The organism is Winogradskyella sp. MH6 (assembly GCF_022810765.1).
Classification (GTDB): domain Bacteria; phylum Bacteroidota; class Bacteroidia; order Flavobacteriales; family Flavobacteriaceae; genus Winogradskyella.
The window spans coordinates 597,126-619,704 of record NZ_CP094494.1; the positions used below are offsets into that span (position 1 = coordinate 597,126).

Genomic DNA, 22,579 nt, shown 5'->3' on the forward strand with positions numbered 1-22,579 from the left:
TGATGGGCTTTTGTTTTTTAGGACTATTTTATTATGTTTTACATGTCTAGAAAGACATCAACAAACTAGCCGATAAGCCTGTAGCTTCTGGCACAAAACGGCAAACCCCTCCTACACAGACCAGACCAGCACGTTGTCTACCATAGTTTAAAGAAAAACGTGTGGTGCCTTTATTAAAACTACCACCAAAATTGTAATAGTGATTTTTTGAAGTACTGCTATCGTCACCACTATTGTAAATATCATTAACGTAAAACGATAATCTAGGACTTGCATTATACTCTAGGGTTCCACCTACCCAATCATGCTTTTCTGAGCTCGACCACATCTTCTGTAACTCCAAACGTACTGATTGACCAATTTTTCCAAATTTATAAATGGTTTCGCCTACTACAATGTTGGTTTTAATCTGCTCACCAGAAAAATTATCTTCAATAGTTCTTTGGTTGTAATATTGATTGACATAGTAGAAAATAGAATTCACTTTTTTATTCCATTTTTTTCTAATTTCCAAGCTTACATCAGAGAAATACTTATCCCCAAAACCAAAATAATCAACATCATAAGATAGATTACCAAAATCATAATCACCTTTTAAACCTGCCCAATACGATGCATTAAAAGCTATTTTAGTACCATATTTACCACCCAGAGCAGTTCCTTTTTTAATATTGTAGAACACATCTAATTGACCTCCTATTTCACCTGCTTCCATAAGCTCAGGATCGGCAAAAACAACTTGTGATTGTGCTTGATATACAAAAATGTTTGTCAATAAATAATCATGCTGCTTTGTTAATGCTGGCGTAAAATTGATGTTGTTTTCTAAAAACACATTGCCTGTTTTTTCACGTTCGGAATAAAAGCCCATGTTTTCTAATCGCCTAAACGTGGCATCTAAACCAAATCCTTTTTTAGAAAATCCGGTATTAAACAATAAAGCACTTCCTGGATTTACAAAATTATTTATGACTTGTCCGTTAAAAACATAAACATCGTCAGACTTAGCTACATACTCGGCATTTGCGTAAAAACTGCCTTTAGAAAAGTCTACACGACCAGAAAAGGCATTGGTCAACTCATCAAAATTTGGGTCTGCAACATCAGTCTTTTCTTGTCTTCCGACATAGCTAAAGCCAAGATTTAGTGACGAATTTTCAAACTTTAAAATAGTAGAGATATCAATTTCGGTATTAAACCCAAAAATATCGCTATCTGCAGTTTCAAAGCCTACACGTTGCTTTCCGTACAATCCTGTTACAGATAAAAAATCCGTAGGCTTATATTTTACTCTCCCTCCCAATAATGCGTTATTAAGTCCAAGTTGTCGGTCTTCCCAGTTTCTTAAAATAAGACCACTACCAAACTGTTCGTAATAGTGACCTGCGTTTGCTTCAAATTTATCACTTCTATAATTAAGTGAATATATCCCAAGATTGGTACCATCAAAATTTGGTGAGTAATTTAGCAACGCTAAAGGCTCATAGGATTCTAACTGAACGGTGGCTGTAAAATTTTCAAGAAAATTATAGTCTAATTTTAAATACGAATTGACCCTTAGATGCTTATCTCCATCATTGTTTACAGCATCATAAAAAGGGCCTGTTTTTTCATCATCATTATACCATGCCATATTAGACTCAAGGCCAACGCGTAGGTTATCTAATAATTGTGCTGACATTTGGTTTACTGTAAAACAAAATGTTAACAGCACTAATAGCTTTCTCATATTTTAAATAAGTTTTTTTAGTTTAGTTAGTGAGTGCGACGTTAATTATTTCTTGGAGTATTCCTTTACAACCTCATAAAGCTCTTCTTCACTTCCTGGAGTGTAACCCGTTCTTGTATGGATTATTTTGCCGTTTTTAACAACGACAACGTATGGCAATACACTAATATTTAAGGCACGTTTTAGGTCTTGATTATCATCAAGCAAAACCTGATAGTCCCAGCCTTTACCATTTACCAGAGGAATCACCCTTTTATTGGTTCTGGCATCGTCTGTAGAAATAGCGATGAGCTCTACATTGGTTTCATCTTGCCAGTCTTCGTAAACATCTGCTATGGCATCTAATTCGTTAATACATGGCACACACCACGTTGCCCAAAAACTAAAGATTTTTATATCATCTGAATCTGAAAGTTCTTTTACAGACACACTATTTCCTTCGACATCATTTAACGTTATATCTGGAAGTTCCTGACTATTAATGAGTAGTGAGCTTAAAATGAATAGGACAGAAATTAGGTGTTTCATTGTATTTATATTTTTAGTTTTTTTAACATTTTGCAATAATAACACCTGTTTTTTGAAAAATAAGTATAATTTGCGTTTTTTTAAATTATACTTCTACTAACTAATTATTAAAATTTTGCATTTTATGAAAACAAAACACTTAATCAATCTCTTGTTTATTGCCTTAACCATTAGCTTTAGTGCTTGTAGTAGTGATAGTGATGGAGATGGAAGTGTCAATGGAGGCGGTAATGAAATTACAAGTATTTCTGTTCAAGTTTCAAGTTCTGTAACTTGCGGCATCTATGTTGGAGACACCGTTAGTTTCTCTGTTAAGGGAAATAACAACCAAGATGTCACTAATTCAGCAACAATTTCTGTTAACGGAACAGCCATAACAGGCAATTCTTACACAACCACAACAGCAGGATCTTTGCAAGTTACTGCTACCTATCAAGATATTACCACAAACAATTCTCTTAATGTAAATGTAGCTGAGGACTATTATAAGTTTACTAAAAATGTTTTAGTTGAAGACTATACAGGTACTTGGTGTGGTTATTGCCCAAGAGTATCTCATGCTATTGAGCTAACAAATCAACAGACAGACCAAATAAATGTCGTTGCTATTCATAGATATAATTCAAATCCATCTGGTAGTGGTTATGACCCATATAATTTTGAAGGTGCTGGTGTTTTAGAATCTTCTATTGGACTTACAGGTTACCCAACCGCTATGATAGACAGAGGCACTACTTGGACTTACCCAGAACCAAGTAATGTAAGCCAAGTAGTTAACAAAACTTTGTGTGATAATGCACCATTAGGTTTAGCTATTACTCCTTCATTATCTGGTAACACTATGACCATAAAAGTAGATGCAAAGTTTAGCCAAAACTTTAGCTTTGCAAACACCAAGCTTGTTGTTGTGGTCTTAGAAGATGATTTAATATTTGACCAAGAAAATTATACTAGTTATTATGGTGGTGTGGATGTTATTTCAAGTTTTGAGCATGACCATGTACTAAGAGCTAGTTTAACCAATATTTTGGGCGATAATCTTCCTAATAATGAAGTAACAAACTCTGTTTACAGCAGAACTATTACTGCAGACGTACCTTCTAATGTTGTAAACACATCTAAAATGAGTGTTGTTGCCTTTATTACTAACGAAAACTTTAATGGTGATGCCTATACAATCAATTCAAGAATGGCTCACTTTGGAGATGCTCAAACCTATGAAGAAAACTAAATATAGAAACAACATATAAATTAAAGAAAGAGGCTGTTTTTACAGTCTCTTTTTTTATTTTACACCTTCAGACAAGCCCATTCATTAGCAAATTTTAAGGCTAATCCCTATGTGAAACTCACATTTTGTCACCGACAAGCTGACAGTTTTAATGTATTTAACATTTCTTAAGATTCACATATCCTTATGCATACAAGCAATGTTTTGGTATATTCTCAACAATTCCACTTTTTCTTTTTAAACTTCAAAAAACTCAAAATCAACTTTTTAGTTTGGCACTGTCGCATGGTGTTTGTGGCTTTAATAGCACTGACAAATAAAGTTTAATTAAAAATTAATTATGAAAGTATTAGTAATAGGTGCCGGTAATATGGGCTTAACCTATTCCGAAGGTATGGCAGATTCCGTTCTTTTAGGAAAACAAAAATTAAGAATCTATGATACCGATCCAAACAAAATTGAAAGTTTAAGAGCTACACAAAAGTTCGATGTTTACACTGCTCTCGACGATGCACTTCCAAAATCAGATATTGTGTTCTTAGCAGTAAAACCCTATCACTGTGATGCACTTTTTAAAGACATGAAACCTTTTATTAATGATGAGCAAATCTTTGTATCCTTAATGGCAGGTGTTAGTATAGAAACCATACAAGAACGTTTAGGCATTAAAAAAGTAATCCGTACCATGCCCAACCTACCAGCAAAAGTAGGCAAAGGTGTAACCTCGTATACTGGCGCTAAAGCTATATCTCGTGTAGAGCTAATTATGGTACGTCAACTCTTAGACACTACAGGAACATCTATCCATGTAGATTCTGAAAAATTTATTGATGCCTCTACCGGAATTTCGGGTAGTGGACCTGCTTATGTCTTTTATTTTATGCAGTCGATGTTAGAAGCTGCTCAAAACATGGGATTCTCAGATTATGATTCTAAAGTCTTAGTTAGTAATACATTTGAAGGGGCTATTGAGTTATTCAATCAATCTAACATCTCACCTGAGCGCTGGATCGATAAAGTAGCCTCTAAGGGTGGCACCACTCAAGCCGCCATAGACTCTATGGAAGACAACAATGTAAAAAAGCTCATACAAGATGCGGCTTATGCGGCATTTGACAGAGCTGTAGAACTAGGTAAAGACAAGTAAGATGGCAGATGATATAAAACGTGTGGTGGTAAAAGTAGGCACCAACGTACTTACAAACAAGGATAATAGAATATTAGGACCTGTACTACGAGAATTGGTACGACAAATCTCTGTGCTTTACGAGCAGGATATTATGGTGATTTTGGTCTCTTCAGGGTCAGCCATTGCCGGCATGGAAGTTTTAGGAGATACAAACATTACAGACAAATCTGTAAGACGCCAAGTGTACTCTTCTGTAGGACAGCCAAGAATGATGCGACATTACTATAGTATTTTTCATGATTATGGTATGCGCTGTGCTCAAATTTTGGCAACAAAACGCGATTTTGACCCAGGCAAACACCGTCAAAACATGATTAATTGTTATGAAGGTCTTTTAGGAGAAGGAGTCATTCCAATCGCCAATGAGGACGACGCCGTTTCCCTTACCATGTCTATGTTTTCAGACAATGATGAGTTAGCCAGCTTAGTTGCTGAGCTTCTTGATGCTGATCGCCTTATTATTCTATCTGATACAGATGGCTTATACACTGGTCATCCTGATGATGAAGATTCAGAAAAATTAAGTATTGTAAAAACCAACCAAAATGTAGAACGCTATGTCTGCGCCTCTAACAAAAAAGAAGGCGAAGGTCGAGGTGGAATGGCTTCAAAACTAAAAATAGCCAAAGGCACTGCCCGTAAAGACATTCCAACCTATATCGCTAATGGCAAACGCGAAAATGTCATTGTAGATATTATTAACAATAAACCCGTAGGCACTAAATTTATTAATGCCTAACAAAACAGAACTATGCAATTATTAAATACAACACTAAAAAACAACGTATTACAAACCATGGCAGAGATTTTAGATCGCGAACGCGACGCTATTATTGCTGCTAATAAAAAAGATTTAGATGCTTTTCAATTAGAAGACCATGCATTATTTCAGCGCCTTATAGTCAATCATAAAAAGGTAGATGAGATGATTACCGCTGTTAATACTGTTCGTGAACAAGATGATCCTGTAGGACGCGAAATCTCTAATCTTACTTTGGCCAATGGGCTCAATGTTGTCAATAGCACAGCACCTTTTGGAACGATTCTTATTATATATGAATCGCGACCAGACGTGACTATTGAAGCCGCAGTACTAGCCTTTAAAGCTAACAACAAAATTTTACTAAAGGGAGGTAAAGAGGCTTATCACAGTAATGTTATTTTAGAACAATGTTGGCACGAAGCTTTAACGACCCATGGTTTGTCTAAAGCATGGATTAAGTTATTGCACCTTAAACGTGAAGAAACCCAAGCCTTTTTAAAAAACCCTTCAGAGCCTTTAGACCTTATCGTACCCAGAGGAGGAGAACGTCTCATTAATTTTGTAAAAACACATGCCACTTGTGCGGTTTTAGTAAGTGGCAGAGGTAATAATTTTTTGTATGTCTCAGAACATGCCGATTGGAGCAAGGCCGTTAATGTGATAATTAATTCTAAAACCCATAAAATTTCAGGATGCAATGCCTTAGACAAAGTATTAATTAACAAAAACCTACCTGAATATCATTTAAAGCTCAAAATGTTACAGCAAAAGCTAGAACAGCATGATGTAGAACTTATCGTAGACCCAAAAGTCTCCAATGTGTTGTCTGAACAAGAGGTCATTTCAGATACTTCGATATGGAAAGAGGAATTTCTAGCCCTTAAACTACTTATAGGAGAAGTTAACTCATTAGATGAAGCTGTTAATCTTATCAACACCCATTCTGGCAAACATTCGGCAGCCATCATAACCGAAAATCAAGATGAAGCGCTTAAGTTTATGCAACAGGTAGATAGTGCAGCCGTTTACCACAATGCATCCACACGTTTTACCGATGGAGGACAGATGGGAGTTGGTGCTGAACTCGCCATAAGTACCGATAAGCTTCACCACAGAGGTCCCTTAGGCTTAAACCAGTTGGTAACCAATAAATATTATGTATTTGGCGATGGTCATGTACGTGTTTAGACCTCTTGAGATTTACTAAACACAACGATAATTTGATTTTTTGATTGAAAATCGTTATATTTTAGGCTATGATTACACAAGACAAAAATAAATACACAGAAGAATTAAGTCAATCGATTTCCTATCTCGAGAGTTTGGGCTATTCAAAAATAAAAGCAGATTTAGAAGGCTATGAATCACCAAAATCTTACTTAAAAAAAGGAAGCGAAATTGAAATCACACCAGACATTGTTGCAGAAAAAGAAGGACGCAAACACATCTTTGATTTAAGCCTTAAATCTCAAAAACCAAGATTGCTTAAATCCAAATGGCTTTTTCTCAATACTTTGAGCCAATTAAAGTCATATAGATTCCGTTTAATAACAACAAAAGGACATTATAAGTTCACCAACGAAACTGTTGACGATATTAACCTCAATACTGTTAAACTCATTAAAATTTAATTTTTTTTATAAACTCTGTAACATTTTAGTGCTTTATTACGTATAATAGAAAGCAACAACGATGTTGTAAATTGCACAAATCATAAAAAAGTAAATGAGACAGCTTAAAATTACCAAGCAGGTTACCAACAGAGAAACCGCATCATTAGACAAATACCTACAAGAAATTGGTAAAGTCGACTTAATTACAGCAGACGAAGAAGTAGAATTAGCACAGCGTATTAAAGCTGGCGACCAAGTCGCTTTAGAGAAATTAACAAAAGCTAATTTACGTTTCGTTGTATCTGTGGCAAAACAATACCAAAACCAAGGTTTAACATTACCAGACTTAATTAACGAAGGTAATTTAGGTTTAATAAAAGCTGCACAGCGTTTTGATGAAACACGTGGATTTAAGTTTATATCTTATGCCGTATGGTGGATTCGTCAATCTATTTTACAAGCATTAGCAGAACAATCGCGTATTGTACGTTTACCGTTAAACAAGATTGGTTCTATAAATAAAATCAATAAGACCTTTGCGTTTTTAGAGCAAAGCCATGAACGTCCTCCATCTGCTGAGGAAATTGCTAAGGAATTAGACATGACGATTAACGATGTTAAGGAGTCCATGAAAAATTCTGGTCGTCACGTTAGTATGGATGCTCCATTAGTTGAAGGTGAAGATTCTAATTTATACGATGTATTACGCAGTGGAGAATCACCAAATCCAGATAAGGATTTATTACACGAATCTCTGAGAACTGAGATTGAGCGTGCTCTTGAGACTTTGACACCTCGTGAAGCCGATGTTATTCGTTTATATTTTGGGCTTGGAAATCAACACCCAATGACCTTAGAAGAAATTGGTGAGACTTTTGACTTAACTCGTGAGCGTGTAAGACAAATTAAAGAAAAAGCTATTCGTAGATTAAAACATACGTCTAGAAGTAAAATATTAAAGACCTATCTAGGTTAACTTTTGAAACAGAATACTTTAGCCATAATTATTCAAAATAATTATAAAAGTATTTAGAGTTAAAATGATATAAAGGTTTGATTAGGCTTGGTTTTTTGTATATTTAGGCACCAACCTAACAAAGGTAACAACAGTTACAAAACATAACTGTTCGTTTTTTGATTGATGAAAGAACCCACGGCTGATTACCGTGGGTTCACTTTTTACAGAGCCCTTCCCAAAATCCAATCCCAAAGGAAAAGAACTTTGCTATCTATTATCTTTTTTTGATGAAGCACCTCTGTGTCTTTGCAAAAAACTTTGTTATGAGCGCTTTGAGCTAAAAACAAAAAACTATTACATCAAACCATTCTTTTACATTTTGAGTACATTTGCAAAAACTTATAAACACTGCAAAAATGGCTTCAAAATTAATAGCACCTTCTATGCTTGCCGCAGATTTTGGCAACTTACAACGCGATACAGAAATGGTAAACAATAGTGAGGCCGATTGGTTTCACATAGACGTTATGGATGGTCATTTTGTACCAAACATTTCTTACGGAATGCCTGTAATAGCCGCTATAAAAAAGCATGCTACAAAACCTTTAGACGTTCATTTAATGATAGAAAAACCTGAACGCTATATCGAAGAATTTGCCAAAGTTGGTGCAGATATTATTACTGTGCATTACGAATCTACCCTACATTTACATAGAACACTACGACAAATAAAAGATGCTGGTTGTAAAGCTGGTGTTGTACTTAACATTACGACTCCAATTAATGTTTTAGAAGACATCTTGCCAGAATGCTACATGGTGTTATTGATGTCTATTAATCCTGGTTTTGGAGGTCAGAAATTTGAAGACGTTACCTATCAGAGAATTAAAAAATTACGTAAGCTCATTGATGAGCAAGGTCTAGATACGCGTATTGAAATTGATGGAGGTGTTACCGATAAAAACATTAAGGATTTAGTAGAAGCTGGTGCAGACACCTTTGTTGCCGGAAGCCATGTTTTTAAAAGCAGTAGTCCTGTTGAGACTATTAAAAATTTAAAATCTTTAGCTAATTCTAATTCATAAAAAAAGCGCCTTTTCGGCGCTTTTTTATTTATAATTGTTTCAAGAGATAATTTATTAAATCTGTTGTTGTAACAATACCTACAAGATTTCCATCATCTACTACTGGTAAAGCGTGGAATTCTTTTTTTGCCAATATCTTGGCAACGTCTTTTATAGTAGCTGTAGGCGGTACTGTGACCACATTTTTAGCCATCACCTGCTCTATTGTAAACATATTATACACCAAAGTATCTACTTCTTCTTCATTATCGTATACGGCATCAGCAAAACTAATGCGTAACAGATCAGAATAGCTAAGCATACCTATGATTATTTCACCATTAACCACAGGAATGTGTCTTATTTTATGTCTTTTAAACAGTATCTCGGCAGTCTCTAAATCATCATCTCTATTAAGCGCAATGATATTTGTGCTCATTATTTCGGAAATTGGCGGTATATATCCCATGACTATTCGTTTTACAATTCACTATTAAAAGTAACTTATAAAACCGACAGAAATCATGATAAATATCATGTAAGAAACTGAAACTAAAGCAATCGTTGAATACTAAGTGTTGTCTCCACTACCATAGCCATAGCCATAGCCGTAGTTATACCCATAGCCCTGAGATTTATTAGCACCAACACTGTTAATGACATAAGCCATGTTCTTTAGCTTACCGCTTTCTGATAATTCTTTTGAAAATTTCAACAAATTCTTTTCAGTATAGTTGGCTCTGGCAATATAAATTGTAGCATCAGCCAATTGCGAAATCAACATCGTATCGGTAACCAATATTGTAGGAGCAGTATCAACAACAACGTAATCAAATTCTTCTCTAGCCTCTTCAATTAGTTTCTTAAAGCGTCCGTTAGTTAATAAATGTGCTGGGTTAGGAGGAATACTTCCTGACAAGATAATACGATGATTAGGGTGCTTTTCAAAACCACTAATTAAAGCGTCTTTCCAATTGTAATCAACATCGTGCAGATAGTTAGATAAACCAGGTTTTTGTTTATCTTCACTAATATGTGTGTGTATTTGCGGGTTTCTTAAATCGGCACCAATCAGTAACACTTTTTTATTAATACTAGACAACGCAAGCGATAAGTTAAGGCTTACATAGGTTTTTCCTTCCCCTTTAATTGTAGAGGTACAATAGATAACCTTGCCCTTTTCACCGTCTTTAACAGGGAGAATATAATCTACATTTGAGCTTAAAATCCTAAAGGATTCTGCTAATGGTGAACGGTCATTAGGATCATTAAAAATAAGGTCTTTTTTCTTCTTTAAATCAGGGATTTCGCCAATAACCGGAATTTTGGACGTTAGATCAACAATATCTTCTTTACTATGCAATTTAGTATCTAGCATAAAAATAAGATACAACACTCCAAAAGGAATGAGTAAACCTGCCAATAATGCGCCGGCATAAACGATAGTTGACTTTGGTGAGATTGGCCTAACACCTGAAAGTGCATTCTCTACAACCTTAATTGAAGGTTCTGTTATGGCTAAATTAATTGCGGCTTCTTCTCGTTTTTGAAGTAATAATAAATACAGACTCTCTTTAATTTTCTGCTGACGATCAATAGATTTAAACAAGCGTTCTTGTTCTGGGATTTGAGACACTCTGCCTGCCAGTCTTCTATTCTTAGTTTTTAGTTGATTTAGAGACGTTTTTACTTGCTCCGAATACGTTTTTAAAGACCTATTGATATTCGATTTTAAATTTTGCACTTCACTAACCGCTAGCTGTACCATTGGGTTGTTCTCACCACCACTACTAACCAATTTATCTCTATTTATAACTGCAGTATTATATTCTGAAATAAGTGCATTAATACTAACATTTTCTATACCAATATTCGCTGGTAATAAGTCTGATTCAGAATCACTTGTTAATGAATTCACTAATAAATTTGAAAGCTCTAATTGGTTTTCTAATGCAAATACTTCTTCTTCAGATTTAGTGCGTTGCTGAAGTCCTAGCTCGGCATCGGTTCGAATATCGACGATATTATTATCTTCCTTAAATCCTTGCCTGTCAATTTCTATTGAATCTAATTCACCTGCTAAAAACTCAAATCTAGCATCTATAAAGTCTATGGTACGTTCAGAAACCAACTGCCTGTCTTTAATGCCATCGTTATCAAAGACCGTCGTTAAGGTATTTAATATGCTCTCGGACAACTCTTTACTTTCCCCTTTAATGGAGAGCTTTAATATATCACTTTGGTCTCCAATAGCCTCGACTACAATTCTACTTTTTAAGGACAACGTCGCCTCCTTTACTGTTGTAAAAACAATATTGTAAGCTGTATCTACGATATCACTAAAGGGAATCTGATCCTTTAAGCTTAGATTAAATGGTAATTTGTGGTCGGTTGTATATGTTGTATGCTCGTTGAAGTTAATGACGTTATCGGTATCTAAGTTACTGACTTGAAACCCCTTATCTGTCACTAAAACCTTATAAGATAATGTTTGAGATATGCTATCAGGCAGAATGATTTGATTAAAGCCTAATGGTAACGCTTCTATTTGTTTTGTTTGAATTGTGCCTTCCTCGTAAAACACCGTGTTTAAATTTAATTCCCTAACCACTCTCTCCATGATAAGAAATGAACTTATAATTTCTATTTCGTTCTCAAGATTAATATTGGTTCTTTTGAAGACAAATGCAGACGTCGGCAGCTCTAAACCTTCCGATTCATCCAGGACTTTTATTTTGGAGTGGGTTTCAAAAATACGCGGTGCATATCTTAAATAGATATAAGCACTTAACAAGGCTACCACAACAGCAATTACAAACCAAGGCCAATGGCTTACATATTGCCTTATGATTTGCTTTACATCAATTTTATCCTCTTCGCCAAAAAAACTACTATTAAATTGATTTTCCATACGTTATCTTGTCAATAAAATTGTGACACTAAGGGCTAAGGATGCAATGGTTAGTATCGTCCCTACATTGCCCACAAAACCTGCAGTTTTAACCTTTGTATCATTAGGGTTTACAATGATATTATCATTGGGTTTTATAAAATAAAACTCGCTGTCCATAAACGATGCGGACGTTAGGTCTATATGAGATATTTTACGTACTCCATCCACCTCTCTTGTGATAAGAATGTCCTCGCGTTTGCCATTAATGGTTAAATCACCTGCATAACCTAAGGCTTGTAATATAGTAATGTTTTGTTCCGTAAAGCTATAGGTTCCGGGCTTATTCACCTCTCCTAAAATCGTCACTTTGGCATTTATGAGTCTTATATTAACTGTCGGATTGGTTAAATGACCTCCTGAGGTTAATTGGTTTTTGATTTCCGTTTCTAATTCCTTAGTGGTTTTATTTGCTGTGGATATGTCACCTAAAACAGGAAACTTTATGGTATTCTCTGTAGACACCAAATAACCATCTAACTGAAGGACTTGTAAATTTTGGGACTGCACACCTGTAGCTGTAGATTTATTATAAGGTATTGCCGCTTCTGGCATTGTACTTTCTACGGTTATTTTTAAGATGTCATTAGGTTGAATGTTGGCAGATTCATAGTTGACTTTACTATTATCTTGTTGTATAGCGTCTTGCATATAAAGGATGTCCTTTTTTGAAGCACAAGCACTCAAAACCACTAATACCAACAGGCTTAATATTCTTCTTTTCATTAAAAACTTATCATTACAAGTACCGCAAATATAACTGCATTTCAAGGACTAGCAAAAGCAATTGTCATATTATAAAACCTTAGTGCTTTATTAGGCTCAATTATTTATGACTTTCTTTATTATAAATGGCAACATATAAAGGGCAGAACCATAAAGTAATAAATAGATAATTTGTGTGTTAAGATTGAGGTGTAGTAAATTAAACGCAATACCTATGATAACAACATTAATACTGCTAATTAAAATCGTAGTCATTAGATGGCTATAACCACTTCTTATAAATCTATGATGTATGTGATTTTTATCAGCTTTAAAAGGACTTGTCTTATGGATGACCACTCGTATAAAGAACACCCTCAATGTATCTATAAGCGGATAGAACAATAGCGCAAATGCTAGAGCTGGTGATGCTCTAAAGTAAGCTGAGTCTTCATCTAATTGTGCCATATTTATAAAACTAATCGTAAAAAAGGCAAGTAAAAACCCAACAATCATTGAGCCTGTATCACCCATAAAAAGTTTATTCTTCCTTGAGAAATTCATCCTTAGAAACGCTAATAAACACCCACAAAGCGCTATAGCAATTGTTGCTAAACTCAATTCATTAGAATTCACAAAGAGATACACAAAGATACCGCTAATACAAAAAGCCACTGTACCAGCCAAGCCATCTACACCATCAATTAAATTATAAGCATTAATAATAAGAATGTACACAAAGAGTGTAAACCCTACCGATATCCAATAGGGTAGTATATCTATATCTAAAATTTTGGAAAATCCTATGATTCTAGTATTTGTAAAGACAATAAGAAGCCCTGCCGCAAACAATTGGCCTATGAATTTTTTACCAGCCGAAAGCACTGTTAAATCATCTTTGAGTCCTAAGAAAAAGAGTATTGTTAAGCCCCCCATTACCAAAAGCAGCACCTTTGTGTTTAAAAATGCTCCTACTATGGTCATTACTACAATGAGCCCTACAAAGATACCTATACCACCAAGTGTAGGTGTTTTATCAGCGTGTACACTTCTACTATCAGGTTCATCCATGAGATGTTTTTCTTTGGCTACATATAATATGGTTGGGAATGTCTGGTAGGCCACAAAAAACGCTATTACGAATGCAGCAATAAGCCAGATGGTTATATTATTTTCAGGAGTAAAATTCTCCAGTAATGTTTCAATCATAAAGGTTGATTTTAAAACATCTTAGGGGATTGGAAATATACAAATTTCTATGCGAAGTCTAAGATGTCTATACAAATAAGTCTAAATTATCTTTTTGTTAAGCTTAGAATACTGGTTACTATGCGTTCTGCGGTGTTACCATCCCAGAGCGGAATTGTTTTATAGGCTTTCCATTCTCCATTAAAAAGTTCTTCTAAATAGGGTTTAATAGCCTGCGGATTGGTACCTACCAATGCATTCGTTCCTAAGGTGATAGTTTCTGGTCGTTCGGTATTATCACGGAGAGTCATACAAGGTACATTCATTACAGAGGTCTCTTCTGTGATACCACCAGAATCTGTAATTACTGCTTTGGCATGCTCTACCAAGTAGTTAAACTCTAAATAAGGTAAAGGAGCTACCATGTGTAGTCTTGGATGCGACACTTTTAAACGCTCTAAGATCTTAGCGGTTCTTGGATGTACCGGAAACACCAAGGGTAAATCTTTGGTATTGGCAATAATCTCATCTATCATGGCTTTTAACTGACTCTCTTCATCGACATTGGCTGGCCTGTGAAGTGTCATTACAATATAAGACTTAGGCTTTAGCTCTAGCTGATTCCATACCGCTGGTGGCCTAAAATTTGGTCTTTGCTTTAAAAGCGTGTCTATCATGGTGTTACCAACATAGAATATCTGTTGCTCATCTGCTCCGCTTTTAAGAAGGTTCTGGTTGGCCAACTCTGATGTTGTAAAGAAGTAATTGGTAATACTATCTGTGACTAGTCTATTGATCTCTTCGGGCATAGTCCAATCCTCTGAACGAATCCCTGCCTCTACGTGTGCTACTTTGGTATGTAGTTTTTGCGCTACTAAAGCACAAGCCATTGTTGATGTGACGTCTCCTACTACTAAAACCAAATCGGCAGGATTTGCCATTAATTCCTTTTCAAAATTTACTAAAATGGCAGCTGTTTGCTCTGCTTGCGTACCTCCACTACATTCTAAATTAACATGGGGTTCTGGTATGTTGAGCTGTTCAAAAAAGCTACCTGACATGTTCTTATCGTAATGCTGACCTGTGTGTACTAATCTATATGCCAGTGCTTCGCCTTTTTGTTTTGCGTTTTCTATAGCATGGATGATTGGCGCTATCTTCATAAAGTTAGGCCTTGCTCCTGCTATGATTGTAATGTTGTACATGATAGTTTTGGGTTGATTGGTTTTATTATAGTTATACTAGTAATGGCACAAATTTATAGTTTTTTGACAATCTTCTTGACATACTCCACATTCTTTATGCTAAAACCTTTAGGATTTGTAGGAAAAAACCAGCGTTGACCCGAATTAAACCCGAAGGAGACCCGAAGGACATCCGGAGGAGACCCGAAGGAGCCCCTAATGAAGCATCGCTGTTTAATAGCATAAAATTTAATGTAAACTTAAAGTATTGACGCACTGCGGTGGGTGTCTTAATATATGGTTTTTGATGTGTTTTTGAGACTGCTTCGTGCCTCGCAGTGACGGTTTGGATTGGGTTTTTTCTTTTTTGAGACTCCTTCGTCATGCTTCCATGTCTGCCATGTCTACGGCAGGTGAACCGACAGGCAGGCTCGGAATGACATTTGTCTATATTTTGTTGGTTCTCGATACATTTTATTCTCATGCTTCGAATAAAACACTCGAACTGACGTGGCGGTTTGGCTTATGTTTTTTCTTTTTGAGGCTGTTTTGTGCCTTGTTGTGATGGTTTGTTATTATTGTGGTGCTTTGATGAGATGCTGAATCAAGTTCAGCATGACAATAATGGCTTCCATGGCTTCAGCCATTCTTGACGGATTTTGTTTATATATACTGCTGATAGCGGGTTTCGATTCCATCGGAATTGGGTTTGATGTGCTGCTGCGGGTATGGGTTCATGGGTTCTCGATACATTTTATTCTCATGCTTCGAATAAAATACTCGAACTGACGTGGCGGTTTGGCTTGTGTTTTTTCTTTTTGAGACTGCTTCTAGTGAGGCTTTCAGGTCTACATCGCAATGATGGTTTATTCTGGTAGCTTTTTTTATAAGACTGCTTCGTTCCTCGCAGTGACGGTTTGGACTGGGCTTTTTCTTTTTTGAGACTCCTTCGTCATGCTTCCATGTCTGCCATGCCTACGGCAGGTGAACCGACAGACAGGCTCGGAATGACATTTGTCTATATTTTGTTGGTTCTCGATACATTTTATTCTCATGCTTCGAATAAAACACTCGAACTGACGTGGCGGTTTGGCTTGTGTTTTTTCTCTTTGAGATTCCTTCGCTGCTCTCGGAATGACGAAAGACAAGGGTAAGGTCATTGCGAGTGAGGTACGAGTGAAGCAATCTTATTGTTGGATATGTTACCTTTTTATGGGACTGCTTCGTTCCTCGCAGTGACGGTTTGGGTCGAGCTTTTTCTTTTTTGAGATTCCTTCGTCATGCTTCCATGTCTGCCATGTCTACGGCAGGTGAACCGAAAGACAGGCTCGGAATGACATTTGTCTATATTTTGTTGGTTCTCGATACATTTTATTCTCATGCTTCGAATAAAATACTCGAACTGACGTGGCGGTTTGGCTTATGTTTTTTCTCTTTGAGATTCCTTCGCTGCTCTCGGAATGACGAAAGACAAGGGTAAGGTCATTGCGAGTGAGGTACGAGTGAAGCAATCTCATTGTTTGGTATGTTATCTTTTTATGGGACTGTTTGTGCCTTGTTGTGATAGTTTGTTATTGTTGTGGTGCTTTGATGAGATGCTGAATCAAGTTCAGCATGACAATAATGGCTTCCATGGCTTCAGCTTTTTTTTAACGGATTTTGTTTATATATACTGCTGACAGCAGTTTCCGACTGTGTCGGAATTTGGGTTTGATGTGCTGCTGCGGGTATGGGTTCATGGGTTCTCGATACATTTTATTCTCATGCTTCGAATAAAACACTCGAACTGACGTGACGGTTTGGCTTGTGTTTTTTCTTTTTGAGACTGCTTCTAGTGAGGCTTTCAGGTCTACATCGCAATGATGGTTTATTCTGGTAGCTTTTTTTATAAGACTGCTTCGTTCCTCGCAGTGAGGGTAATTTGTGTTTTGTTAGTTCTCGATACATTTTATTCTCATGCTTCGAATAAAATACTCGAACTGACGTGGCGGTTTTGTTTGTGTTTTTTCTTTTTGAGACTGCTTTTAGTGAGGCTTTCAGGTCTACATCGCAGTGATGGTTTATTCTGGTAGCTTTTTTTTATAAGACTGCTTCGTTCCTTGCAGTGAGGGTAATTTGTGTTTTGTTGTTCTCGATACATTTTATTCTCATGCTTCGAATAAAACACTCGAACTGACGTGGCGGTTTGGCTTGTGTTCAAAATGCTAAACAGCTATTACTGTATGAGTACTTAATATTTCCCGAGCATTAAATTTGCTAAAAAACGTACCAAGTGTATTTGACGTTTGATCCTTGAGGGTTGGTTAATGAGTCTGTAGGCCCATTCCAAATTGTTCTTTACCCACCATTTTGGGGCTCGTTTTACATTGCCTGTGTACACATCGAAGCTTCCGCCCAGACCTTGATATACGGCTTGATGTTGCTGTTGTATGCGCTCCATTAAAAGTTCTTGTTTTGGTGAGCCCATAGCTACAAAGACCACATCTGGTTGATGTTTTACGATATCTTCAATGAGTTCTTTTTCTTCAACTTCGGTTTTAATGTAGCCGTTTCTGTAATTGCAGATGTTGATGCTTTTAAAGTCTTCTTTTAGCTTCGCTACTGTTTCATCTATAACTTCCTGTTTGCCTCCTACCAAATAAAAGGCCTTCGTTTTATGGTGTTTTTTTACAATGTCTAACCAAAGTTCGCATCCTGGAATTTTAACCACCTCTTTATAGCCTTTTTTATGTAATGCCCAAACGGCACCAATACCATCTGGATAGCCTAAGTTTCGGTTAATGATTGCTCGACTTTGATCGGTAGCATGTAGAATTTTTTCGGCATTTACGGCTACTAGGATTTTATGGTGCTCAAAGGCATAGTCTATGAGCTGTTCTCTAGATTTTGGTGCGTAGGTAATGACGTTATTTAGGGCTTGCGACTGCATATTATTTGTTTTTTTCTAGGTAATAGTGTGCCATTGCATTGAACATAAAAGCGTTGCTCCATCGCATGTATGGAATCTTTGAACTCATGCCTTGTCTGTATTGATAGTAAAAATAACCTTTTTTAGATTGCATGTTTTCAATCGTCCAATTTAGTGTACGTTCTAACAGCTCTGTATGTGCTTTGAATTGCTTGAGCTTTGAAGCTGTTACTATGACTTGTGCCGGACAATGAATGTCTATAGGGTAGGTTTTATCGTGATAATATTTTGGCTTTCCATCTGCTTCAAAAAAGTGCGCTGTATAGTATTTCCACCCTTTATCTATGTATTCCTGAAACGTGGTATCGCCCGTATTTTGTTGATAGGTTTCTATAGCATCTAAATTAAAGCCGGTATGGAAACTGTCTTTCCAGGATTGTACTGGCAATAATCCATAAATCCAAGAGCCATCGTCTTCTTGCAAATCGCATGCTGCTATAACCGCTTTTTTTGCCATGTCTAAATACGTTTGCTTTTGCTTGTATTTGTAGGCATAGCTTAAAATTTTTGCACCTAATAGGGATGCATTGATTACCGTATTATTACCGTCTTTGATACTGTATGAAAAGATGTGGCCATTACCGTGTGCTGTGCGGGATAAATCTTGTAGTACGAATTCTGCTGATGAAAGGGCTGTATTTAGTACGTTTTCATCTTGTGTAATCTTATAGCTTTCTATCAATGCTTCTACACAAAAGGCTGTTGCTACTACTGTTGGTGTGTTTTTTTTGAATAGGAAGAGTCGTCTTGCCTGCCAATCGAAGTTATAGCCCCAACATGCGCCTGCATAGCCTTCTACTTTCATATCTAAAAGTAGTTGGGTTATGTACTTTATCTTTTCTAAAAGTTGTTCTGAGGTTCCGAATTCGGTTTTACCATTACTGGCTGCTTGGTATAACCTGCAATAGCCTAAAAGAAATAATGCTATTCCTTTTGAGTTGTGCTGCTTAGGCACCAGTAATAGTTTCCTAAAATTAACAGGACTGCGCTTAAAGCCTTGTATCCAGGCCAAGCGTGCCAAATCCCAATGTTTTAAGGGTAATGCTTGAAACACTTTAGAGTTTAAACCATCGTAAGGGTCCCAACCTGCGAAGTTTTGGGTTTCGCAGTAGGTTTTGAGGTTTTGGAAGCTTGTTCTAAACTTCATCAGATTTCTATCCGCATTTGTTTTATTTGTCATGTTCGATTGACTTAAAGAAAACTGTAGTTTTTGCATTGGTTCTCGATACATCCCGACGTAAACGGTCGGGACACTCGAACTGACGCTAATTAAACATCGACTTGTTCACCTCCGCGCTTTATAGATTCTAAAACTTTAAATGATGCTTTTGTTACTGCTACAATTTCTTCAAAAGGAATTGGTGCCTGACCATCTTTAAGTAAACCATCAACAAAGGCTTCTACCATTTCTTTTTGACCTTTGTTCTGATTAAGGAGCTTTTTCTTTTTTGGCTTCCCTTTTCCGTAAATCTTTAATTCTTTAAAATCGCTCAACGTTGCAGACATACCCGCTGAAAACACCTCAACATATTCTTTAGTCATTGCTTTAGACCCATTTGCATAATAGCCAACAACTCCTGAAGAACCGTTTTCAAATTGAATTAAAATGTTTAGGGTATCATTTAACTGATTGGCATCTGGCAATGCTGATGCCGTTATCTTAGTTGGTAAACTTCCGTTGAGATATGTTAAGTAATCTATGAAATGGCAGGCTTCTCCAAGAATTCTACCTCCACCTATTTCAGCATCTTGTATCCATGTATCTTTTGGTATTGCACCTGCATTGATTCTGTAGATCATGGTCATTGGGTTATTACCCACTGCTTTTTTAAGTTTCTTGGTTAAAGGTGAGAAACGTCTATTAAAGCCAACCATTACTGATTTTTTATTTGCTGCTTGTGCTTCAATAATTTGTTCTAATTCTGTCTCTAACAAGCACAACGGTTTTTCTACAAATACATTTTTATTGGCTTGTAAACTTTTTAGAACATATGGCCCATGCGAATCGTGACGCGTCGCCACAAAGACTGTATTGGTTTTGTCGTCTAAAACATCGGTTTCTTCTGTAGCACAAAATTGAAACTTAAACTTTTCTGCTACACGCTTAGATGTTGTTCCTGTATTTGTTAATACGCCTACTCTTCCAACCTCAGCAGACTCAGGAATGTTAGGTAATAAATTTCCTTGCGCATAACTCCCAGCACCAATAAAAGAAATATTAACCTTTCCGAGTTTAGTAGTATCAGACGTTGCTATTTTAGCTTTAGAAATGTCTTTAGATGTATCGTATTTTAGAGCAATGCCTGTGAACGGTTCTGATTTAGATACTACCAAATCGAAAGCGTCCTTGGCATTATCGAATTCAAACTCGTGCGTGGTTAAGTAGCCAATATCTATACGCTTGGTTGCCATGAGACTTTGGAATGCCTCCATGTTTCGCTTTTCTGTCCAGCGCACGTAAGGCAATGGATAGTCTATCCCTTTTTCTTCATAATTAAGATCATAGCGCCCAGGACCATAAGAACATGCCATTTTTAATTCTAACTCCTTACGATACCAATACGGATCGCGATCGAACCCAGTTGGTACCGCACCCAGAACCACTACTTTACCTTTTTTGCGCGCTATGGCACCAGCAAAATTAATTGGGTCTAAACTTGATGTTGCCGCAGCTATGATTACCGCATCTGCACCATGACCTTTTGTAGCATTTAGAATTTGTTCTTCAACTCCTGCTGCATTTCTTGTTAACCCTAAATCAACAACTTTATTTTCTACTGCCTGATTAACCGCAGCTTCAGACACATCTATACCAATCACCGTAACACCAGATGCTTTAAGAATTAATGCTGCCAGCTGACCTAACAATCCTAAACCGATGACCACACAAGATTCACCTAATCGTAAATCTGCCTGACGCACTCCTTGCATAGAAATAGCTCCTAGTGTATTGTAGGCTGCATCTTTAAGGTTGGCATCGTTTTCTAATTTTACACAAAGGTTTACCGGAACGGATACAATCTCTGCATGGTTGGCATATCCTGCACCTGCACACGCTACTTTATCACCGATTTCGAACTCGGTAACTCCCTCACCTACTTCTACCACTTCACCTGCACAGCTATAACCTAATGGTGAATAGGCATCTAATTTTTTCATCACTGCTCTGTAGGTTTGTACAGGCCCTTGCTTTTTTAAGGTATCTATCACTTGTTTTACTTGTTGCGGACGCTCTTTAGCCTTACCAATAAGACTTTTGCGAGCGGCTACAACCGTTGAGCCCTCTGTACCTGCACTGATTATAGAATAATGATTTTTTACAATGACCATGCCTTTACCTAATTGCGGATAAGGTACGTCTTGTATCATCATATCGCCTGAGCCTAGTTTTTGTGTGAGTTGTTGCATTTAATTTTTAGAATTACTGTTAATCCAACTATGGATGTTTTGTAAATAATCTTCTACTCGAAATCTTTTGTCAAAGGTATCTAAATTATTAGAAGATATGGTTTTATATATTTCCTTGCTATCTGTAAGTTCTTTGATTTTAAGCACATAGTTTGACACCGAAAAATCATTGATGATAAACCCATTATAACCAGAAACAACTGTATCAGGTATTGCCCCAATACCTGAACAAACCACAGGAATACCAAAAGCCATTGCTTCTATTAAAACCAATGGTTGACCTTCATTATAAGATGGCAATAAGAATAAATCTATTGATTTGTAAAAATTCCACTTATCCTCGTTGTGTATTAATCCAAGAAATTTAACCTTTTGATGTAGCTGATGCTTATCTATAAACTGTTCAACTTTTAATTTATCCTCATTGTTTTCCCACTCTCCAGCTATTGATAATTCAAAATCCACCCCTTCAATTGCTAAAATTTTTGCCGTTTCAGCCAGAACAAATATGCCTTTATTTTTATGAAGTGCTCCAACAAAACCTATTCTAATTTTTTGCCCTGTCAACGCTTTTACCTTATTATCACTTTGATTTGGTATTTCAACACCATTATCTATAACTGTAATAGAAGTTAATCCATGTTCAGCCAATGTCTTATTTACTGTATTTCCTAAGACCCTTATGCTATCAAACTTCTTTAAAATATTCAATCCTAATTTATAAGGCATCCCCTTTTGTTCCAAGAAATAAAAATTTCTTCCTGCTAACTCACCTATAACCTTACCTCCATACACTTTAGCAAATAATAAAACAGGTACTATTTTGAGAAGTGGAATGAAATTTTTGGGTATGGACAAATACACTACTGCTGGCCTTACCTTAATAATAGTCCATAAATTCTTTATGATATAGCCAATATTAATTACAACATTGCTTATTAGTAGTTTTCCTTGATTGGACTTATTCTTGGATTTGTTAGAATTTTCTATAATTACAAAATCATCATGACTAGTAAAATAATCTGCCATAAGCCTAGCTCTTATTTCGCCGCCACCAAATGGAGGAGGAACGCTAAGTATGAGTAACTTCTTTTTCATTAA

The 22,579-nt window shown here is 36.4% G+C and carries 18 protein-coding genes; 7 read left to right on the plus strand and 11 right to left on the minus strand.

All coding sequences use genetic code 11. From position 1 onward, the window contains the following. Positions 1–46: 46 nt before the first annotated feature. Positions 47–1,729, minus strand: a complete 1,683-nt coding sequence (locus MST30_RS02910) for a DUF6029 family protein (RefSeq protein ID WP_243472915.1) — start codon at positions 1,727–1,729, stop codon at positions 47–49. Between the two features lie 45 nt (positions 1,730–1,774). After that, positions 1,775–2,257: a TlpA family protein disulfide reductase gene (locus MST30_RS02915; protein ID WP_243472916.1), complete on the minus strand. Its 483-nt coding sequence runs from the start codon at positions 2,255–2,257 to the stop codon at positions 1,775–1,777. 124 nt (positions 2,258–2,381) lie between these two features. On the opposite strand from MST30_RS02915, the gene MST30_RS02920 reads away from it, so the two are divergent. The 7 genes from MST30_RS02920 (at position 2,382) to rpe (ending at position 9,096) form a co-directional block, all read left to right on the plus strand. Continuing rightward, complete coding sequence (locus MST30_RS02920) at positions 2,382–3,488, plus strand: Omp28-related outer membrane protein (protein ID WP_243472917.1); 1,107 nt, start codon at positions 2,382–2,384, stop codon at positions 3,486–3,488. A gap of 340 nt (positions 3,489–3,828) precedes the next feature. Further along, a complete protein-coding gene (gene proC, locus MST30_RS02925; protein WP_243472918.1) occupies positions 3,829–4,635 on the plus strand; it encodes a pyrroline-5-carboxylate reductase in 807 nt (268 codons plus the stop codon). Position 4,636: 1 nt separating this feature from the next. Continuing rightward, positions 4,637–5,416, plus strand: coding sequence for a glutamate 5-kinase (gene proB, locus MST30_RS02930; protein WP_243472919.1), 780 nt, complete (start codon positions 4,637–4,639; stop codon positions 5,414–5,416). Positions 5,417–5,428: 12 nt separating this feature from the next. After that, entirely contained in the window at positions 5,429–6,628 is a 1,200-nt protein-coding gene (locus MST30_RS02935) for a glutamate-5-semialdehyde dehydrogenase (RefSeq protein ID WP_243472920.1), read from the plus strand. A gap of 68 nt (positions 6,629–6,696) precedes the next feature. Next, positions 6,697–7,071 (plus strand): hypothetical protein, encoded by a 375-nt coding sequence (locus MST30_RS02940; protein WP_243472921.1) that lies wholly within the window; start codon positions 6,697–6,699, stop codon positions 7,069–7,071. A 94-nt stretch (positions 7,072–7,165) separates the two neighbouring features. Next, complete coding sequence (locus MST30_RS02945) at positions 7,166–8,029, plus strand: sigma-70 family RNA polymerase sigma factor (RefSeq protein WP_040247666.1); 864 nt, start codon at positions 7,166–7,168, stop codon at positions 8,027–8,029. 398 nt (positions 8,030–8,427) lie between these two features. After that, positions 8,428–9,096 (plus strand): ribulose-phosphate 3-epimerase, encoded by a 669-nt coding sequence (rpe, locus tag MST30_RS02950; protein ID WP_243472922.1) that lies wholly within the window; start codon positions 8,428–8,430, stop codon positions 9,094–9,096. A gap of 28 nt (positions 9,097–9,124) precedes the next feature. On the opposite strand, the gene MST30_RS02955 is transcribed toward rpe, so the two are convergent. The 9 genes from MST30_RS02955 to MST30_RS02995 form a co-directional block, all read right to left on the minus strand. After that, positions 9,125–9,544 (minus strand): CBS domain-containing protein, encoded by a 420-nt coding sequence (locus tag MST30_RS02955; RefSeq protein ID WP_243472923.1) that lies wholly within the window; start codon positions 9,542–9,544, stop codon positions 9,125–9,127. Positions 9,545–9,646: 102 nt separating this feature from the next. Further along, positions 9,647–11,986 carry a GumC family protein gene (locus MST30_RS02960; protein WP_243472924.1) on the minus strand — a complete coding sequence of 780 codons (2,340 nt, stop codon included), beginning with the start codon at positions 11,984–11,986 and terminating at the stop codon, positions 9,647–9,649. A gap of 3 nt (positions 11,987–11,989) precedes the next feature. Beyond that, positions 11,990–12,751, minus strand: coding sequence for a polysaccharide biosynthesis/export family protein (locus tag MST30_RS02965; RefSeq protein WP_243472925.1), 762 nt, complete (start codon positions 12,749–12,751; stop codon positions 11,990–11,992). A 96-nt stretch (positions 12,752–12,847) separates the two neighbouring features. Further along, positions 12,848–13,939 carry an MraY family glycosyltransferase gene (locus tag MST30_RS02970; protein ID WP_243472926.1) on the minus strand — a complete coding sequence of 364 codons (1,092 nt, stop codon included), beginning with the start codon at positions 13,937–13,939 and terminating at the stop codon, positions 12,848–12,850. Between the two features lie 86 nt (positions 13,940–14,025). Further along, on the minus strand, positions 14,026–15,123 hold the full coding sequence (wecB, locus tag MST30_RS02975; protein ID WP_243472927.1) for a non-hydrolyzing UDP-N-acetylglucosamine 2-epimerase: 1,098 nt from the start codon (positions 15,121–15,123) through the stop codon (positions 14,026–14,028). A 2,209-nt stretch (positions 15,124–17,332) separates the two neighbouring features. Further along, positions 17,333–18,031, minus strand: coding sequence for a WecB/TagA/CpsF family glycosyltransferase (locus MST30_RS02980; RefSeq protein ID WP_243472928.1), 699 nt, complete (start codon positions 18,029–18,031; stop codon positions 17,333–17,335). 1 nt (position 18,032) lies between these two features. Continuing rightward, positions 18,033–19,250, minus strand: coding sequence for a delta-aminolevulinic acid dehydratase (locus tag MST30_RS02985; protein ID WP_243472929.1), 1,218 nt, complete (start codon positions 19,248–19,250; stop codon positions 18,033–18,035). 89 nt (positions 19,251–19,339) lie between these two features. Next, positions 19,340–21,478 (minus strand): bi-domain-containing oxidoreductase, encoded by a 2,139-nt coding sequence (locus MST30_RS02990; protein ID WP_243472930.1) that lies wholly within the window; start codon positions 21,476–21,478, stop codon positions 19,340–19,342. Continuing rightward, positions 21,479–22,576, minus strand: a complete 1,098-nt coding sequence (locus MST30_RS02995) for a glycosyltransferase family 4 protein (protein ID WP_243472931.1) — start codon at positions 22,574–22,576, stop codon at positions 21,479–21,481. Between the last annotated feature and the right edge of the window lie 3 nt (positions 22,577–22,579).

Bases quoted from the DNA above. Each gene is read 5' to 3' on its own strand.
- MST30_RS02960 (WP_243472924.1), bottom strand. From the start codon at position 11,986: ATGGAAAATCAATTTAATAGTAGTTTTTTTGGCGAAGAGGATAAAATT.
- MST30_RS02965 (WP_243472925.1), bottom strand. From the start codon at position 12,751: ATGAAAAGAAGAATATTAAGCCTGTTGGTATTAGTGGTTTTGAGTGCT.
- MST30_RS02985 (WP_243472929.1), bottom strand. From the start codon at position 19,250: ATGACAAATAAAACAAATGCGGATAGAAATCTGATGAAGTTTAGAACA.
- wecB (WP_243472927.1), bottom strand. From the start codon at position 15,123: ATGTACAACATTACAATCATAGCAGGAGCAAGGCCTAACTTTATGAAG.
- MST30_RS02990 (WP_243472930.1), bottom strand. From the start codon at position 21,478: ATGCAACAACTCACACAAAAACTAGGCTCAGGCGATATGATGATACAA.
- MST30_RS02995 (WP_243472931.1), bottom strand. From the start codon at position 22,576: ATGAAAAAGAAGTTACTCATACTTAGCGTTCCTCCTCCATTTGGTGGC.
- MST30_RS02920 (WP_243472917.1), top strand. From the start codon at position 2,382: ATGAAAACAAAACACTTAATCAATCTCTTGTTTATTGCCTTAACCATT.
- MST30_RS02970 (WP_243472926.1), bottom strand. From the start codon at position 13,939: ATGATTGAAACATTACTGGAGAATTTTACTCCTGAAAATAATATAACC.
- MST30_RS02935 (WP_243472920.1), top strand. From the start codon at position 5,429: ATGCAATTATTAAATACAACACTAAAAAACAACGTATTACAAACCATG.
- MST30_RS02945 (WP_040247666.1), top strand. From the start codon at position 7,166: ATGAGACAGCTTAAAATTACCAAGCAGGTTACCAACAGAGAAACCGCA.
- MST30_RS02915 (WP_243472916.1), bottom strand. From the start codon at position 2,257: ATGAAACACCTAATTTCTGTCCTATTCATTTTAAGCTCACTACTCATT.
- MST30_RS02980 (WP_243472928.1), bottom strand. From the start codon at position 18,031: ATGCAGTCGCAAGCCCTAAATAACGTCATTACCTACGCACCAAAATCT.
- proB (WP_243472919.1), top strand. From the start codon at position 4,637: ATGGCAGATGATATAAAACGTGTGGTGGTAAAAGTAGGCACCAACGTA.
- proC (WP_243472918.1), top strand. From the start codon at position 3,829: ATGAAAGTATTAGTAATAGGTGCCGGTAATATGGGCTTAACCTATTCC.
- MST30_RS02940 (WP_243472921.1), top strand. From the start codon at position 6,697: ATGATTACACAAGACAAAAATAAATACACAGAAGAATTAAGTCAATCG.
- MST30_RS02910 (WP_243472915.1), bottom strand. From the start codon at position 1,729: ATGAGAAAGCTATTAGTGCTGTTAACATTTTGTTTTACAGTAAACCAA.
- MST30_RS02955 (WP_243472923.1), bottom strand. From the start codon at position 9,544: ATGGGATATATACCGCCAATTTCCGAAATAATGAGCACAAATATCATT.
- rpe (WP_243472922.1), top strand. From the start codon at position 8,428: ATGGCTTCAAAATTAATAGCACCTTCTATGCTTGCCGCAGATTTTGGC.